A 16104-nucleotide genomic window follows, 5' to 3' on the forward strand; every position below is an offset into this window, starting at 1 on the left:
TTCCTCAGGTCCGAGGCGCTTCGGTGGCGTCCGCCTTGGGCGGTGCATTGCCCGCCCCGTCGGCATCTGCGGCAGGCGTCTTGACCGGCGCGGCCACGCCAGGCGCGGGCCGCTTCATCAGAACCGAGCAGATGCGCGCGATCGTTTCGGCCAGCTCATGGCGATGCACCACCAGATCGACCATGCCGTGCTCCTGGAGGAACTCGGCGCGCTGAAATCCCTCGGGCAGTTTCTCCCGGATTGTCTGCTCGATGACGCGCGGCCCGGCGAAGCCGATCAGCGCGCCGGGTTCGGAGATATGAATGTCGCCCAGCATCGCGTAGGACGCCGTGACGCCGCCGGTGGTCGGGTTCGTCAGCACCACGATATAGGGCAGGCCGGCTTCCTGAAGCTGCTGGATGGCGACCGTGGTGCGCGGCATCTGCATCAGCGACAGGATGCCTTCCTGCATGCGCGCGCCGCCGGAGGCCGCGAACAGCACGAAGGGCGTGCTGTTCGCGCGCGCGATGTTCAGCCCCGTGATGATCGCCTCGCCGGCGGCCATGCCGAGCGAGCCGCCCATGAAACTGAAATCCTGCACGGCGACGGTGAACGGATCGCCCTTCACCGCGCCGCTGGCCACCAGCACGGCGTCTTCCATGCCGGTTTTCGCCTTGGCGTCGCGCAGCCGGTCGACGTAGCGGCGCTCGTCGCGGAATTTCAGCGGATCAGTGACGACCTCGGGCGTGGGGTGCGTCTCGAACGTGCCCTCGTCGAAGAAATACTCCAGCCGCTGGCGCGCGGAAATGCGCATGTGATGGCCGGAAGTCGGCACAACCCACTGGTTGGCTTCCAGATCGCGGTGGAAGACCATTTCGCCGGTCTCGGGGCACTTGATCCAGAGGTTCTCGGGCGATTCCCGTTTGTTCAGGAAGCTCTGAAGTTTCGGCCGAACGACACTGTTGATCCAGTTCAAGGCAGATGTTCCGTCTCTTCGCGTTACCCAGGTAACGGATTATTCGGCAGCTTCCGAACGGGCGGCATGCACGCCGCGGCTCAGTTCGGCAACAAGCTGTGTAACGGCGGAAACCGTCGTTTGTGTGGCGCGGCCGTCCGAGTCGAGGCTGTTGCGCACCGCCTCCACGAGCGCGGAGCCGACGACGACGCCGTCGGCGTTGCGGCCGATCTCGCGCGCCTGATCGGCGGTCTTCACGCCGAAGCCGACAGCGATCGGCAGGCTGGTGTGGCCCTTGATGCGGTTGACGGCGACGGCAACCCGATCGGCATCGGGCGCGGCGGTGCCGGTGATGCCGGTGATGGACACGTAGTAGACGAAACCGGAGGTGTTGGCGAGCACGGCGGGAAGGCGGGCGTCATCGGTGGTGGGGGTGGCGAGGCGGATGAAATTCAGTCCGGCCTTCAGCGCGGGCACGCAGAGTTCGTCGTCTTCCTCCGGCGGCAGATCAACGATGATCAGCCCGTCGACGCCGGCGGCCTTGGCATCGGCGAGAAAGGCATCGTTGCCGTAGGAGTAGATCGGATTGTAGTAGCCCATCAGGACGATCGGCGTGTCGCCGTCGCTCTCGCGGAAGGCGCGAACCATTTCCAGCGTCTTCTTCATGGTCTGGCCGGCGGCCAGTGCCCGCTGGGAGGCGCGCTGGATGGGAATGCCCTCGGCCATGGGGTCGGAAAACGGCATGCCGAGTTCAATCACATCGGCGCCGGCCGCGGGCAGCGCCTTGAGAAGCGCAAGCGATGTGCCGGTGTCCGGATCGCCGGCGGTGATGAAGGTCACCAACGCGGGACGGCCCTTCTCGGCACATGCGGCGAAGCGGCGGTCGATGCGTGTTTGTGTCATGCTGCGGTTCTCATCCAGCCGGTTCAGGGGCGGCGGAGCAGCATTGTGGGCGAGAACGCAAGCCGTCTTCGCCGTAATCCACTCCAGACCGCACAGTGTCCGTCTGGATGTAGGAGGCAGAGCGACCTTCTGTCAATCCAGGCAGGTGCCCGCGGGCGTCAAAACAGCCGCAACCGACCGTCTGACGTGCGCGGGTGATCAATTCAGTGGCTGCCGAAGGCGCTTTCGAAAGCGTAACGCGGCAGGTCGTTGCGGGTCAGGCCCTGGTTGGCGAGTTCCGCGTCACTCATGCGGGCGAGACGCTCGTAGGTGAACTGTGCGTGCCGGGCGTGGCCGATCGCGGTGAAGAAGGAGGCGATGCCGGCGAACACGGACGACGCCACTGCGGTTTCGCGAGCGGAGTGCGGAGCGTGGAGAACGGATTGAGAGGACATTGGCTTTTCTCCAATCATGAGGCTGCTGTTGCCCCTGATATTGGAGATATTGCACCGCAGCACAACTGATCGCTTCGCAGATCTCCCATGCGTCTGTGGCATGGGTCTCGTCGGCGGCGAGAAAACGCCCGCCGGAACCGCAGCCAGCGAGGCGCTCTACCACTCGTGGCCGTCTGAAGACCAGAAGGCGGCGGCTTCCCGCGGCAACGTAGCCAGCATGACATCGAAGCCGCGCGCATCCACATGTCCGCGCAGGGCGCGGGCCACGTCGCGAATGGCGGTTGGCGGCGCGAAATTGTGATGACGGCGCAACATCCGGACTTCCTCCGACAGAACGTCCCTGCCCGCGAATGGCATCGGAGGCGCCGCCACATCCCATTCCTTGACAAAGAGCGCCCGCAGGACGGCTGGAAGCTCATCGGCGAAGCGCAGGCCCTGCGTGATCGTCAGCCGGCGGCGGAACACCAACAACACGCTCTGAACCACCGTGTAGGTCTGGTTGCGCGTCGTGAGATCGAGCGCGGCGCCGGCGTCGTGGAGGAACCGGTCAAAGATCTGACCGGCTCTCTGATACTCGTCAGGCATCGGCATCGGCGTGCCTCGATCATGGGACTGCGCGCGGCGCGCGGTCTGCCCGCGCGATACGGCCTCTACAGGTCGTACCCCAGAATCTTGCCGACGGTGAAGACGTCCTTGTCGCCGCGGCCGCAGAGGTTCATGACGATGATCTGGTCCTTGGCCATGGTCGGCGCCAGCTTCATCACATAGGCCAGCGCATGGGCCGGCTCCAGCGCCGGGATGATGCCCTCGAGCCGGGTCAGCACCTGGAACGCGTTGAGCGCCTCGTCGTCGGTGGCCGGCACGTAGGTCACGCGGCCGATTTCCTTAAGCCACGAGTGCTCCGGGCCGATGCCGGGATAGTCGAGGCCGGCCGAGATCGAATGGCCTTCCAGGATCTGGCCGTCGTCGTTCTGCAGCAGATAGGTGCGGTTGCCATGCAGCACGCCGGGCCGTCCGGCGTTGAGCGAGGCGCAATGCTCGTCGCCGTCCAGTCCTTTGCCGCCGGCCTCGACGCCGAAGATCTTGATATCGGCGTCATCGAGGAACGGATGGAACAGGCCGATGGCGTTGGAGCCGCCGCCGACGGCGGCGACCAGCGCGTCCGGCAGACGGCCTTCGGCCTGCGTCATCTGCTCGCGCAGTTCCTGGCCGATCACCGACTGGAAATCGCGCACCATCTCCGGATAGGGATGCGGACCGGCCGCCGTGCCGATCAGGTAATAGGTGTCCTCGACGTTGGTCACCCAGTCGCGCAGCGCCTCGTTCATGGCGTCCTTGAGCGTGCCCGCGCCGGCGGTGACCGGAATCACCTCTGCGCCGAGCAACTGCATGCGCACGACGTTCGGCGCCTGACGCTCGATGTCCGCCTTGCCCATGTAGACGACGCAGGGCAGGCCGAAGCGCGCGCAGACGGTGGCGGTGGCAACCCCGTGCTGGCCGGCGCCGGTCTCCGCGATGATCCGCGTCTTGCCCATGCGCTTGGCCAGCAGGATCTGGCCGAGGCAGTTGTTGATCTTGTGGCTGCCGGTGTGGTTGAGCTCGTCGCGCTTGAAATAGATCTTCGCGCCGCCCAGCTCGTCGGTCAGCCGCTCGGCGAAATAGAGCGGCGAGGGACGGCCGGTGTAGTGGGTGTTGAGGTCTGAAAGCTGCGCCGCATAGGCGGGGTCCGCCTTGGCGTCCTTATAGGCCTGCTCCAGATCGAGGATCAGCGGCATCAGCGTTTCGGCGACGAAGCGGCCGCCGAAGATGCCGAAATGCCCGGTCAGATCGGGTCCGGAACGCAGGGTGTTCGGCTGAGTGCTCACGGCGGTCTCCATTAGCAGGGTATACCGCCGTTTACGGCGGCCACAAAAGCGCGGATCAGCGCCGGGTCCTTGACGCCCCTTTCCCGCTCGACGCCCGAAGAGACATCGACGGCGCGGGCACGGGTGATGGACAGGGCCTCGGCGACATTACCAGCATCCAGCCCCCCGGAAAGCATGAAGGGCTTGGCAAGGTCAAGATCTTCCATCAGATGCCAGTCGAAAGACAGCCCCGATCCGCCGGGAACGTCCGCGTCTTTCGGCGGCTTGCTGTCGAACAGGATCATGTCGCAGACAGGCTCATAGGCAGTAGCCTTGGCAATATCGGCGGCGGCGCGCACGCCGATCGCCTTGATCACCCGGCAGCCGAATTTTTCGGCAATCTCGCGCACGCGCTCAGGGCTTTCGGAGCCGTGCAACTGCAGCCAGTCCGGGGCGACCTTGGCGACGATCTCGCCCAGCAGCGTATCGTCCGCATCCACCGTCAGCGCGACGATCTCCGCGCGGCCCCGCGCCATGGCCGCAAGCTCGGACGCCTGATCATACGACACGTGCCGCGGGCTCTTGGGAAAAAACACCAGCCCCACCATGCCGGCGCCCGCCTCCAGCGCGACGGCCATGGTCTCCCGCGTCGACAGTCCGCAGATTTTTATGGTGACGGGCGAGGGCATGATTGCGATCCGGCTCTGACGTCCCCGGAGGCTTCCAGGGGCAAAATGTTTTTGCGGGTCATCCCGGGCGCGGCGCAGCGCGAAAGCGGTGCTCCGCAGACCCGGGACGTTGTCATCCGTGGTTTGTCCGCGCGGCCCCGGACAAATTCAGCCGCAGCGCCGACATGTTCACGTCACATCATAGGCCGCGATCGCCGCCATGTTGGCGATGTCGCTGTCCTTGGCGCCGAGCGAGACGATCTGCACGGGCTTGTCGAGGCCGACGAGCAGCGGGCCGATCACCGTCGATCCGCCGAGCTCCTGCAGCATCTTGGTGGAGATCGAGGCGGAGTGGAAGGCCGGCATGATCAGCACATTGGCCGGACCCGTGAGACGGCAGAACGGATAGGACGCCATCTGCTCCATGTTCAGCGCCACGTCGGCGGCCATGTCGCCATCGTACTCGAAGTCCACCCCGCGCGAATCCAGGATCTTGACCGCCTGCTGCACCTTTTCGGAGCGCTCGCCGGCCGGGTGGCCGAAGGTCGAATAGGCCAGCATGGCGATCCGCGGCTCATAGCCGAGACGGCGCGCGACATGGGCCGCCTCCACCGCGATGTCCGCCAGTTCCTCGGAGTTCGGCATGTCGTGCACGGCGGTGTCGGCGACCAGCACCGTGCGGCCGCGCGCCAGCACCAGTGAGACGCCGATGACCCGGTGGCCGGGCTTGGTGTCGACGACCTGGCGCACGGTGTCCAGCGCCACGGAATAGTTCCGCGTGACACCCGTCACCATGGCGTCCGCATCTCCTTTGGCCACCATGATGGCACCCCAGTAGTTGCGGTCGTTGTTGACCAGCCGCTGGCAGTCGCGCAGCAGGTAGCCTTTGCGCTGCAGCCGGCTGTAGAGATGCTCGGCATAGGCGGCGTTCTTCGTCGAGGCACGGGCATTCTCGATCTCGATTCCGACCTTCAGATCGATTCCGGCGGTTTCCGCGGTGGCGCGGATCGTGTCCTCGCGGCCGATCAGCACGGCCGTGCCCAGACCCTGGCTCACGAAGCTCATGGCCGCGCGAATGACCTGGATCTCCTCGCCCTCGGCGAAGACCACGCGCTTGGGCGCCTGCCGCACCTTGGTGATGATGCTCTGCAGCGAACCTGCGACCGGATTGCGCCGGGCGCTCAGGTGCATGCGGTAGGCGTCCATGTCGACGATCGGCTTGCGCGCGACGCCGCTGTCCATCGCGGCTTGCGCGACGGCGGCGGGCACCGCCGTGATCAGCCGGGGATCGAAAGGCACGGGGATGATGTAATCGGGGCCGAACTTCGGCCGCTTGCCGCGATAGGCGGCGGCGACCTCGTCGGGCACATCCTCGCGGGCGAGTTCGGCCAGCGCGTTGGCGGCGGCGATCTTCATCGCCTCGTTGATCGTGCTGGCCTGCACGTCGAGCGCGCCGCGGAAGATGTAGGGAAAGCCCAGGACGTTGTTGACCTGGTTGGGATAGTCGGAGCGGCCGGTCGCCATGATGGCGTCGTCGCGCACCTCGGCGACTTCCTCCGCCGTGATTTCGGGATCCGGATTGGCCATGGCGAAGATGATCGGCTTGTCGGCCATCGAGGCGACCATGTCCTTGGTCAGCGCGCCCTTGACGGAAACGCCGAAGAAGATATCGGCGCCCTTCATGGCGTCCGCCAGGCTGCGCGCGTCGGTCTTCGACGCATGGGCCGACTTCCACTGGTTCATGCCGTCTTCGCGGCCCTCGTAGATCGGACCCTTGGTGTCGCACAGGATGACGTTGTCGTGCGGCATGCCCATCGCCTTGATGAGCTCGATGCAGGCGATGCCGGCGGCGCCCGCGCCGTTGCAAACCAGCTTCGTCGTCGCGATGTCGCGGCCGGTCAGATGCATGGCGTTGATGATGCCGGCGGCCGCGATGATCGCCGTGCCGTGCTGGTCGTCGTGGAACACCGGGATGTCCATCAGCTCGCGCAGCCGCGCCTCGATCTGGAAGCACTCCGGGGCCTTGATATCCTCGAGATTGATGCCGCCGAAGGAGGTGCCCAGGAACCGCACGCAGTTGACGAACTCGTCGACATCCTGGGTGTCGACGCCAATGTCGATGGCGTCGATGTCGGCGAAGCGCTTGAACAGCACCGCCTTGCCTTCCATCACCGGCTTGGCGGCCAGCGGACCCAGATTGCCGAGCCCGAGGATCGCCGAGCCGTTGGTGATCACGCCAACCATGTTGCCGCGGTTGGTGTAATCGAACGCCTTGGACGGATCCGCCGCGATCGCCAGCACAGGCACGGCCACGCCGGGGCTATAGGCAAGCGACAGGTCGCGTTGCGTCGCCATCGGCTTGGTCGGCGAAATTTCCAGCTTGCCCGGACGGCCTTCCTGATGAAATTGAAGCGCTTCCTGGTCCGTGAAAGAAAGGCCGTTCTTTGCGGTCTTGTCTGTGCCTGGCATGTCTTGTCTCGTTCTTGTGCTGTTGCGACGAGCGGCGGGAAGCGGACATTATCCCCCGAAAATGGAAGCCACAACCCGGCTTGGCCTCCGGCGGCGGTGAAACAGCGGCCGCAGTTTGCTACCGTTCACGCATGTCGACACACACAGCCCACCCGCCGAAGACCGCTCCGGACGCCGCCAATGCGCGGATAACGCCCATGATGGAGCAATATATCGAAATCAAGACGGCCAATCCCGACAGCCTGCTGTTCTACCGGATGGGCGACTTCTACGAGCTGTTTTTTCACGATGCGGAAGCCGCGTCGCGGGCGCTCGGGATTACGCTGACCAAGCGCGGCAAGCACCTGGGCGAAGACATTCCCATGTGCGGCGTGCCGGTGCACGCGGCGGACGATTATCTGCAGAAGCTGATCGCGCTGGGGTTCCGCGTCGCCGTGTGCGAGCAGACCGAGGATCCGGCGGAGGCCAGAAAACGCGGCGCCAAGTCGGTGGTGCGGCGCGACGTGGTGCGGCTGGTCACACCGGGCACGCTGACCGAAGACCGGCTGCTGGACGCCTCTGCCAACAACTATCTGGCGGCGATTTCCCGGGTGCGCTCCGGCGCCGACGGCGAGACGGACGGCGCGGGCACCTTCGGCTTGGCCTGGATCGACATCTCGACCGGCGCCTTCCGCGTATCGGAATGCGACCTGACGGGGCTGCCCGCCGAAATCGCCCGCATCGATCCGAGCGAGATTGTCATCGCCGACACGGTGGACGCCGATCCGCAGTTGCGCTCCATCTGGACTAGTGCGGGCGCTGCGGTGTCTCCCGTCTCGCGCGCGCTGTTTGACAGCGCCACGGCGGCGGACCGGCTGGGACGCTATTTCGGCGTCGCGACGCTCGACGGTTTTGGCGCCTTCACGCGCGCCGAACTCGCCGCCGCCTCTGCCGTGGTCGCCTACGTGGAAAAGACCCAGCTCGGCGAACGGCCGCCGCTGGACCCGCCGGCGCGCGACGGCGCCGGTCGCGCCATGATGATCGACGCGGCGACGCGCACCAATCTGGAGCTGATGCGCACGCTGAGCGGCGAGAAGCGCGGCTCGCTGCTCTCGGCCATCGACCGCACGGTCACCGGCGGCGGATCGCGCCTGCTCGCGTCCCGGCTCGCCGCCCCGCTGACCGATCCCGGCGAGATCGGCGCGCGGCAGGACGCGCTGGCATTCTTTGCCGACGATCTGATGTTGCGCGAACGCCTGCGCGAGGCTCTCAAATCCGCGCCCGACATGCCGCGCGCCCTGTCGCGTCTGGCGCTGCAGCGCGGCGGCCCGCGCGATCTCGACACAATTCGCGCCGGGCTCGAGGCTTCAGGCGCCATCGCCCGGCTTCTGGAGGGCCCACAGCAGGAACGGCCGGCGCATGTGGCGGCCGCCGAACGCCGCCTGCGCGAGGCGCCCGTGGCGCTGGCGCGCGAACTCAGCATGGCTCTTGCCGACGACATGCCGCTGCTGGCCCGCGACGGCGGCTTTCTGCGCGCGGGCTATCGCGCGGATCTTGACGAGCTGCGGTCCCTGCGCGACGAAAGCCGCAAGGTGATCGCGGGGCTGCAGGCCGGCTACGCCGATGCGGCCGGCATCCGGGCGTTGAAGATCAAGCACAACAATGTGCTGGGCTGGTTCATCGAGGTGCCTGCGGCGCAGGCCACGAAAATGCTCGCCGAGCCGCACAATGAGACCTTCATCCACCGTCAGACGATGGCCGGAGCCATGCGCTTCACCACGGTCGAGCTCGGTGATCTAGCGACAAAAATCGCCAATGCGGGTCAGCGGGCGCTGGCGATCGAGCTGGAGACCTTCGAGAACCTGCGAACGGCGGTGGTGGAGGCGGGCGCCTTCATCAAGGCGGCGGCCGATGCGCTCGCCATGCTCGACGTCTCAAGCGCTCTGGCGGTGCTGGCCGAAAGCGAGGGCTATGTGCGTCCCCACGTCGACGCCTCGCTGGCGTTCGAGATCGACGGTGGCCGTCATCCGGTGGTGGAACAGGCGCTCAAGCGCGACAGCGGCGAACCGTTCGTGGCCAACGACTCCGCGCTGGGGCCGGAAAAGGGCCGCGACAGCGGCCAGATCTGGCTGATCACAGGCCCCAACATGGCGGGTAAATCGACGTTCCTGCGCCAGAACGCGCTGATCGCGGTTCTGGCGCAAATGGGCTCTTTCGTGCCGGCACGCGCCGCCCATATCGGCGTGGTTGACCGGCTGTTCTCGCGCGTCGGCGCGGCCGACGATCTGGCGCGCGGACGCTCGACCTTTATGGTGGAGATGGTGGAAACGGCGGCGATCCTCAATCAGGCCGGCGAGCGCTCCCTGGTGATTCTCGACGAGATCGGACGCGGTACCGCCACCTTCGACGGTCTGTCGATCGCCTGGGCGGCCATCGAGCACCTGCACGAGGTCAACCGCTCGCGCGCGCTCTTCGCCACCCATTATCACGAGCTCACGGCGCTGTCGCAGCGGCTCGACCGGCTGGTCAACGCCACCGTGCGCGTCAAGGAGTGGAAGGGCGATGTGGTGTTCCTGCACGAGATCGTGCCGGGATCGGCCGACCGCTCCTATGGCATCCAGGTCGCCAAGCTTGCGGGGCTTCCCCACGCAGTGGTGGAACGCGCCCGCGCCGTGCTCGACCAGCTCGAGGAGCAGGACCGCAAGGCGCCGTCGCAGGCGCTGATCGACGATCTGCCGTTGTTCGCCGCGCATGTGGCGCCGGCGACGAGCGCTGCGCCGCACTCCGATGAACTTGGCGTGCTGCTCGACGGCCTCGATCCCGACGAGATGACGCCGCGCGATGCGCTGGAGGCGCTCTACGCGCTCAGGGCCAAACGGGCGGTACTGAAGAAGGGGTGAGTTGCGATCCGCTGCCGCCTAGCCCACGAACGCGCGCTCGACGACGAATTCGGCCGGCTTGTTGTTGGCGCCCTCGGTCAGGCCGCGGGCTTCAAGAACCGCCTTGGTGTCCTTGAGCATGGCCATGGAGCCGCAGATCATGCCGCGGTCCGTGCCCGGATCCAGCGGCGGCAGGCCGAGCCGCTCGAACAGCTCGCCGCTCTCGATCAGCGTCGTGATGCGGCCGCGCACCGGATAGTCTTCGCGGGTCACCGAGGTGAACAGCCGCAGCCGCTCCTTGGCCAGCTCGCCAATCAGCGGATCGTTCTTGGTTTCCTCGACCAACTGCTTGGCGTAGGCCAGCTCGGCCACCGTGCGGCATGTCTGGGTGAGGATGACTTCCTCGAACTTGTCGTAGGTCTCCGGATCGCGGATCAGGCTGGCGAAGGGCGCGACGCCCGTGCCGGTGGAGAACATGTAGACGCGCTTTCCCGGGATCAGCGCATCGTTGACCAGCGTGCCGGTGGGCTTCTTCTTCATCAGGATCGCATCGCCCGGCTGGATCTTCTCCAGATGCTGGGTCAGCGGGCCGTTCGGCACCTTGATGGAGAAGAACTCCAGTTCCTCGTCCCATGAGGGGCTGGCGATGGAATAGGCGCGAAACAGCGGCTTGCCGTCGATCATCAGGCCGATCATGACGAATTCGCCCGAGCGGAAGCGGAAGCTGGCCGGCCGCGTCATGCGGAAGCGAAACAGCGACTCCGTGTAGTGCTGAACCATGGTGACGGTCTCAACGAAGGTGTTGGCCGGCGCGGCTTCGGTCAGCTCATCCACTTTGGTCATGACGTTCATATTGGGGATCCTGGAAATCGCGGCGGGCGCCGCCGGCACTCGTGTTCATAATCTCGTGCGTTGCGGCACATGGAGCCGGTTGCCGCAGCGGCTGTTTCCCGCAAGCGTTGGTTTTGCCATGAACCGCCGCGGCTTTCAAACGAAACGAAGCAACCGCGGCAATCCGCCCACGGGCAGCATCGCCCTTCAGGCCGGCGCGGCATCGAAGCGTGAGCGCACAGTAGCCGCCGCGCCGCTGCATTGTGTAGCGGCGAACCGCCTAAATATCGGGGCATTTGGGCAAAATTTTTCGCCGCACCGCACCGTTGTGTGGTCAGCCGCAACAGAGAATGCCCCTGATGCCGTTCGCCTATTTTATAAGCAATGTGCCTATAAATATTGCAGTGAATCGAGGGCGCGGCCGGAGTCGATCGGGCAAAACGCCAAAAAATCGCGCAAAGGACCGGTCTTTCTCTAGGCATCTGATTAGTTGGCATGCAGTTTGAATGCAATGACCTCAAATCCGACCGCACAAGCGGTCATCCTGCACAATTTGGGGGCAACTGGAATGACTGATTCATTCGCGGGGGGCGACGTTTTCTTCGTCCTCCTCGGCGCCATACTGGTGTTCGCCATGCACGGCGGCTTCGCGTTTCTCGAAGTCGGCACCGTGCGCCACAAGAACCAGGTCAACGCGCTGGTCAAGATCCTCGTCGATTTCGCTCTGTCCACGCTCGCCTATTTCTTCGTCGGCTACGCGGTTGCCTACGGCACCACGTTCTTTGTCAACGCGGCCGTCCTGTCCGGCACCGTGGCGGGCGGAGCCTTCGAGCCGCAGGGCCTGTCGCTGGTCAAGTTCTTCTTCCTGGCGACCTTTGCCGCCGCCATTCCGGCGATCATCTCCGGCGGCATCGCGGAGCGCATGAAGTTCCTGCCCCAATGCCTGGCGACGGTGGTGCTGGTGGCGCTGGTCTACCCGCTGTTCGAGGGCGTGGTCTGGGGCGGCAATTTCGGCATCCAGGGCTGGCTCGAGGCGACATTCGGCGCGCCGTTCCATGATTTCGCGGGCTCGGTCGTGGTGCACGCGGTCGGCGGTTGGATCGCCCTGGGCGCCGTGCTGCTGCTGGGGCCGCGCATCGGGCGCTACACGAAGGACGGCCGCTCCGTCGGCATTCCGCCGTCCAACATCCCGTGGCTGGCCATGGGGTCGTGGATGCTCTGCGTGGGCTGGTTCGGCTTCAACGTGATGAGCGCGCAATCGCTGCAGGCGGTCACCGGACTCGTGGCGATGAACTCGCTGATGGCCATGGCCGGCGGCATTCTTGCCGCCCTGCTGGTCGGGCGCAACGACCCGGGCTTCGTGCACAACGGCGCGCTGGCCGGCCTCGTCGCCGTCTGCGCGGGTTCCGACATCATGCACCCGATCGGATCGCTGGCCGTCGGCGCGGTCGCCGGCGCGGTATTTGTGAAGGGTTTCATCACCTGCCAGGAGAAGCTGAAGATCGACGACGTGCTCGGTGTCTGGGCGCTGCACGGCATCTGCGGCGCCTGGGGCGGCATCGCGGCCGGCATCTTCGGTCTCACGGCGCTGGGCGGTCTTGGCGGGGTGACGTTCGCCAGCCAGCTCGCGGGCACGCTCGGCGGCGTGGCCTATGCGTTCGCGGCGGGGTTCGTCGTCTACGGCCTGCTGAAATCGGCGACCGGCATCCGCCTCTCCGCCGCCGACGAGCACCAGGGCGCGGATTTGGCGATCCACAAGATCAGCGCCAATCCGGAATACGACGTCACCGGCCGCTGACCACAGCGGTCCGGGACAGACGCACAACGCCCGGCGGAGGACTCCGCCGGGCGTTGTGTTTGAGCAAGAACGTCAGCGGCAGAGCCGCCGGCGGTCACATCGAGGCGCCATGCAGATAGGCCGCGCCGATGATCGGACCGGGGCGGCCGTTGTCTTCCACCTGCACCAGCACGGCGCAGCCGTCGGCGCCCGACTTGAGGATCTCGGATTTCGGCAGCTCGATCACCGCCGCCTTGCGCTTCCACATGCCCACGACTTGCATCGTGCGCACCACATTGTGATAGGTGATCGTCCGGCCGCGGTTCTCGCCGCGCTTGATCACGACGTCCTTGGCGCGGTCGAAGAGCACCAGCCACACGGTCGCCATGGCGGCATCGGTGGCATCGCCCGCCGCGCCAATATCCACGGCCAGCGAATCGGCGGTCATGTGGGCGCCCACGCGGACCGGCAGCCCGCCGCCGATCCGGATCGCCGTGTGGATGCCGTTTGCGTTGCTGCCCACCACGTGGCGGCGGCCGTTGACAACCACCTGCGGCGTGTAGACGGCCCGGTCGCCCCGGGTCTCGGCGTAGGCGCGCTGGCGGGCGCTGTTGTCGGAGCTGGCCAGGGTGTCCTTCCAGCCGAGATAATCCCAGTAGTCGACCGGCAGCGACAGAACCACATAGTCGTCATTCTCGCTGAGGTCGCCGATCAGCCGGTCGGCCGGCGGACACGACGAGCACCCCTGGCTTGTGAACAGCTCGATCACGGCTTTCGGAGCCTCATGCGAGGCGGTGTCGGAACCGGCCGCGGCGGGGTGGCAAGCGAACGCCAGACCAAGCGTTGCCGCGATCATGCGGACTGTCGTCAACGCCATGTCGTTTCTCGTTTTCTGTCTGATTCCCGGTGCGGGAGCCCATTTTTTTGAACACGGGCGCACTTCAGTGAGCGGGACGATAGTATCGGCCCCGATCAATGAAAAGTCACGTTGGGGTGACAGAGTTAATTGGTGTTTTTACGAAGGGTAGCGCCGTTCCGGCGGCACGCCGTCTATGGCGTCGCGGCGAGAACCTTTTCGAGCTGCGGCAGGAACACGCTGCGATAGGACTGCGGCGACAGCGGGCCGATGAACTTGTAGCGAATGCGGCCGTCCGCGCCGATGATGAACGTTTCCGGCACGCCGTACACGCCCCAGTCGATGGCCGCGCGGCCGTTCTCGTCGACGCCGACGCGCTCGTACGGATTGCCCAGCGAGCCGAGAAAGCGGCGCGCGTTCGGCCCCTTGTCCTTGTAGTTGATGCCGGTCAGGGCGATCCGGTCGTCGCGGGCCAGATCCATCAACAGCGGATGCTCGGCGCGGCAGGGCGCGCACCACGAGGCGAAGATGTTGACGACCGATACCCGGCCCTTCAGGTCGGCCGACGCAAGCCCGGGGACGGGCGCGCCGTCCCGCTCGAGCCCGTCGAGCGCCGGCAGAACGAACTCCGGCACGCTCTTGTCGATCAGCGCGGAGGGGATCGCGCTGGTATCCTTGCCGGAGCGCAACTGCACGAAAAACAGCACGGCGAGCAGGCCGAAGACGACAAGCGGCAGCAGCACCAGGACCGGAATCTTCCTGCGCGGAGGCGATGTCTTGTCCGTGGTGTCAGTCATGCTGTTCGTTCTCCGGCGGTCTGGTCTGCGGCAGCCTGCTCCCGTGCGGCCTTGCCGCGCGAGCGCCGTGTGATGCCGCGTGCCTCCAGATCGGAAAGTGCCCGTTTCTGCCGCCGCTGATCGGCGAGCACCCACACGATGACGCCGAGCACCACTGCCAGCGAGATGGCATAGGACGCAAGAATATAGGCGGAATGGGGGCCGAGCGCGGTCATGCGTATGCTCCGGTCATTGCGCGGGCGTCGCGTCGGCCGGCGCCATTGTCGACACGCCCGTCGACGCCGAGGCCTCACGCATCCGCAGCGCGCGGATCCGGCGGCGCAGGATTTCGTTGCGCATGGCCATCAGATGCAGCGTCAGAAACAGCAGCGTAAAGGCCAGCGTCATTACCAGCAGCGGCACCAGGATCGACGGATGCACCGTCGGGCCATCGATCCGCATGACCGACGCCGGCTGGTGCAGCGTGTTCCACCATTCCACCGAGAACTTGATGATCGGGATGTTGATGAAGCCCACCAGAATCAGGATCGCCGCCGCCTTGCCGGCGCGGATCGGATCTTCGATGGTGCGCCACAGGGCGATCAGGCCCAGGTACATGATGAACAGCACCAGCACGGAGGTCAGCCGCGCGTCCCACACCCACCAGGTGCCCCACATGGGCTTGCCCCATAGCGAGCCGGTGACCAGCGACAGGAAGGTGAAGGCCGCGCCGAGCGGCGCCGCCGCCTTGGCGGAGACGTCGGCCAGCGGATGCTTCCAGACCAGCGTCCCGATCGCCGAGGCGGCCATCAGCGAGTAACAGAACATGCCGAGCCAGGCGAAGGGCACGTGAATGAACATGATCTTCACCGTGGCGCCCTGCTGATAGTCGTCGGGCGCCACGAAAAAGGTCAGGTAGAGGCCCACCGCGAAGGCGGCCACGGTCATGCCCGCGAGCCACGGAACAATCCGGTTCGCCAGCGCCAAAAAACGGGTCGGGTTTGCCAAGTCGATGAGTGCCATGGAACCGTTCTAAACCGGGAACGCGGCCGCATCAATGCGGCGATCCGCGCAGCCCATCGCTCGCCCCGTCAATCGGACGAGAACCTGAGTGCCGCGGCCGCCGCAAGCGGTCCGATCACCGCCGATATGAGGGTTAGCGCGCAGAGGATCAAGAAGGGCGTGCGGAACGGGACGGAGATGGAAATCGCCGCGGTCGCGGCACTCACGCCGAAGATCAGCACGGGAATCGTCAGCGGCAGCACCAGGATCGCCAGCAGCAGCCCGCCACGCCGCAGACTGACGGTCAGCGCCGCGCCGATGCCGCCGATCAGCGTCAGCGCCGGGGTGCCCACGAAAAGCGTTGCGGTGACCGCCGCGATGGCCATTGGCTCGAGATTGAGAAACACCGCCAGCAAGGGCGCGGCGATGACCAGCGGCAGCCCCGTGGCGGTCCAGTGCGCCAGGCATTTGACCAGCACCACCAGCTCCAGCGGCTGGCCGGACATCAGCAAAAGATCGAGCGAGCCGTCGTCGCGGTCAGCCTGAAACAGCCGGTCAAGCCCCAGCAGCGTCGCCAGCAGGGCGCCGATCCACAAAATCGCCGGGCCGATTCGCGCCAGCAGATTGAGGTCGGGGCCGATGCCGAAGGGGACCACCGTGATCACGCACAGAAAGAACAGCACGCCCATGAGGGCGCTGCCGCCGACGCGCACGGCGAGCTGCATTTCGCGCACGAACAGGCTCAGCATCGG

At 66.0% G+C, this 16104-nt stretch carries 16 protein-coding genes; 3 read left to right on the forward strand and 13 right to left on the reverse strand.

Translation table 11 applies throughout. From position 1 onward, the window contains the following. Positions 1–4: 4 nt before the first annotated feature. The 7 genes from accD to D1F64_RS01080 form a co-directional block, all read right to left on the reverse strand. A complete protein-coding gene (accD, locus tag D1F64_RS01050; protein ID WP_117410905.1) occupies positions 5–955 on the reverse strand; it encodes an acetyl-CoA carboxylase, carboxyltransferase subunit beta in 951 nt (316 codons plus the stop codon). Between the two features lie 39 nt (positions 956–994). Next, complete coding sequence (gene trpA, locus D1F64_RS01055; RefSeq protein ID WP_117410906.1) at positions 995–1837, reverse strand: tryptophan synthase subunit alpha; 843 nt, start codon at positions 1835–1837, stop codon at positions 995–997. 203 nt (positions 1838–2040) lie between these two features. Continuing rightward, a complete protein-coding gene (locus D1F64_RS01060; RefSeq protein ID WP_117410907.1) occupies positions 2041–2220 on the reverse strand; it encodes a DUF1127 domain-containing protein in 180 nt (59 codons plus the stop codon). Positions 2221–2427: 207 nt separating this feature from the next. Next, positions 2428–2862 (reverse strand): DUF2267 domain-containing protein, encoded by a 435-nt coding sequence (locus tag D1F64_RS01065; protein WP_117410908.1) that lies wholly within the window; start codon positions 2860–2862, stop codon positions 2428–2430. 59 nt (positions 2863–2921) lie between these two features. Then, positions 2922–4136 (reverse strand): tryptophan synthase subunit beta, encoded by a 1215-nt coding sequence (trpB, locus tag D1F64_RS01070; RefSeq protein ID WP_248304565.1) that lies wholly within the window; start codon positions 4134–4136, stop codon positions 2922–2924. Between the two features lie 11 nt (positions 4137–4147). Next, positions 4148–4804, reverse strand: a complete 657-nt coding sequence (locus D1F64_RS01075; protein WP_117410910.1) for a phosphoribosylanthranilate isomerase — start codon at positions 4802–4804, stop codon at positions 4148–4150. Between the two features lie 168 nt (positions 4805–4972). Next, the gene (locus D1F64_RS01080) at positions 4973–7252 is read right to left on the reverse strand and encodes an NADP-dependent malic enzyme (RefSeq protein ID WP_117410911.1); all 2280 of its coding nucleotides are present in this window, start codon (positions 7250–7252) and stop codon (positions 4973–4975) included. A gap of 200 nt (positions 7253–7452) precedes the next feature. On the opposite strand from D1F64_RS01080, the gene mutS reads away from it, so the two are divergent. Beyond that, entirely contained in the window at positions 7453–10131 is a 2679-nt protein-coding gene (gene mutS, locus D1F64_RS01085) for a DNA mismatch repair protein MutS (RefSeq protein ID WP_248304826.1), read from the forward strand. An 18-nt stretch (positions 10132–10149) separates the two neighbouring features. Here mutS and D1F64_RS01090 read toward each other — a convergent pair whose 3' ends face one another. Next, positions 10150–10962 (reverse strand): ferredoxin--NADP reductase, encoded by an 813-nt coding sequence (locus D1F64_RS01090; RefSeq protein ID WP_117410913.1) that lies wholly within the window; start codon positions 10960–10962, stop codon positions 10150–10152. On the opposite strand from D1F64_RS01090, the gene D1F64_RS22970 reads away from it, so the two are divergent. Continuing rightward, complete coding sequence (locus tag D1F64_RS22970) at positions 10952–11419, forward strand: hypothetical protein (protein ID WP_162901218.1); 468 nt, start codon at positions 10952–10954, stop codon at positions 11417–11419. The two genes, D1F64_RS01090 and D1F64_RS22970, sit on opposite strands and share 11 nt — an antisense overlap. 90 nt (positions 11420–11509) lie before the next feature. Then, positions 11510–12739, forward strand: coding sequence for an ammonium transporter (locus D1F64_RS01095; protein WP_117410914.1), 1230 nt, complete (start codon positions 11510–11512; stop codon positions 12737–12739). 94 nt (positions 12740–12833) lie between these two features. Here the strand turns inward: D1F64_RS01095 and D1F64_RS01100 are convergent, their stop codons facing one another. From D1F64_RS01100 to ccmB, 5 genes are all read right to left on the reverse strand, one after another. Then, complete coding sequence (locus tag D1F64_RS01100) at positions 12834–13595, reverse strand: DUF1223 domain-containing protein (RefSeq protein ID WP_248304566.1); 762 nt, start codon at positions 13593–13595, stop codon at positions 12834–12836. 173 nt (positions 13596–13768) lie between these two features. Beyond that, a complete protein-coding gene (locus D1F64_RS01105) occupies positions 13769–14371 on the reverse strand; it encodes a DsbE family thiol:disulfide interchange protein (protein WP_117410915.1) in 603 nt (200 codons plus the stop codon). Continuing rightward, a complete protein-coding gene (gene ccmD / locus D1F64_RS01110) occupies positions 14368–14586 on the reverse strand; it encodes a heme exporter protein CcmD (protein ID WP_117410916.1) in 219 nt (72 codons plus the stop codon). The genes D1F64_RS01105 and ccmD overlap by 4 nt, the downstream gene beginning before the upstream one ends. 13 nt (positions 14587–14599) lie before the next feature. Beyond that, a complete protein-coding gene (locus D1F64_RS01115; protein WP_117410917.1) occupies positions 14600–15373 on the reverse strand; it encodes a heme ABC transporter permease in 774 nt (257 codons plus the stop codon). 68 nt (positions 15374–15441) lie between these two features. Continuing rightward, a complete protein-coding gene (gene ccmB / locus D1F64_RS01120; RefSeq protein WP_117410918.1) occupies positions 15442–16101 on the reverse strand; it encodes a heme exporter protein CcmB in 660 nt (219 codons plus the stop codon). Positions 16102–16104 lie beyond the last annotated feature (3 nt).

The sequence above is a fragment of the Breoghania sp. L-A4 genome, from assembly GCF_003432385.1.
Taxonomy (GTDB): Bacteria; Pseudomonadota; Alphaproteobacteria; order Rhizobiales; family Stappiaceae; genus Breoghania.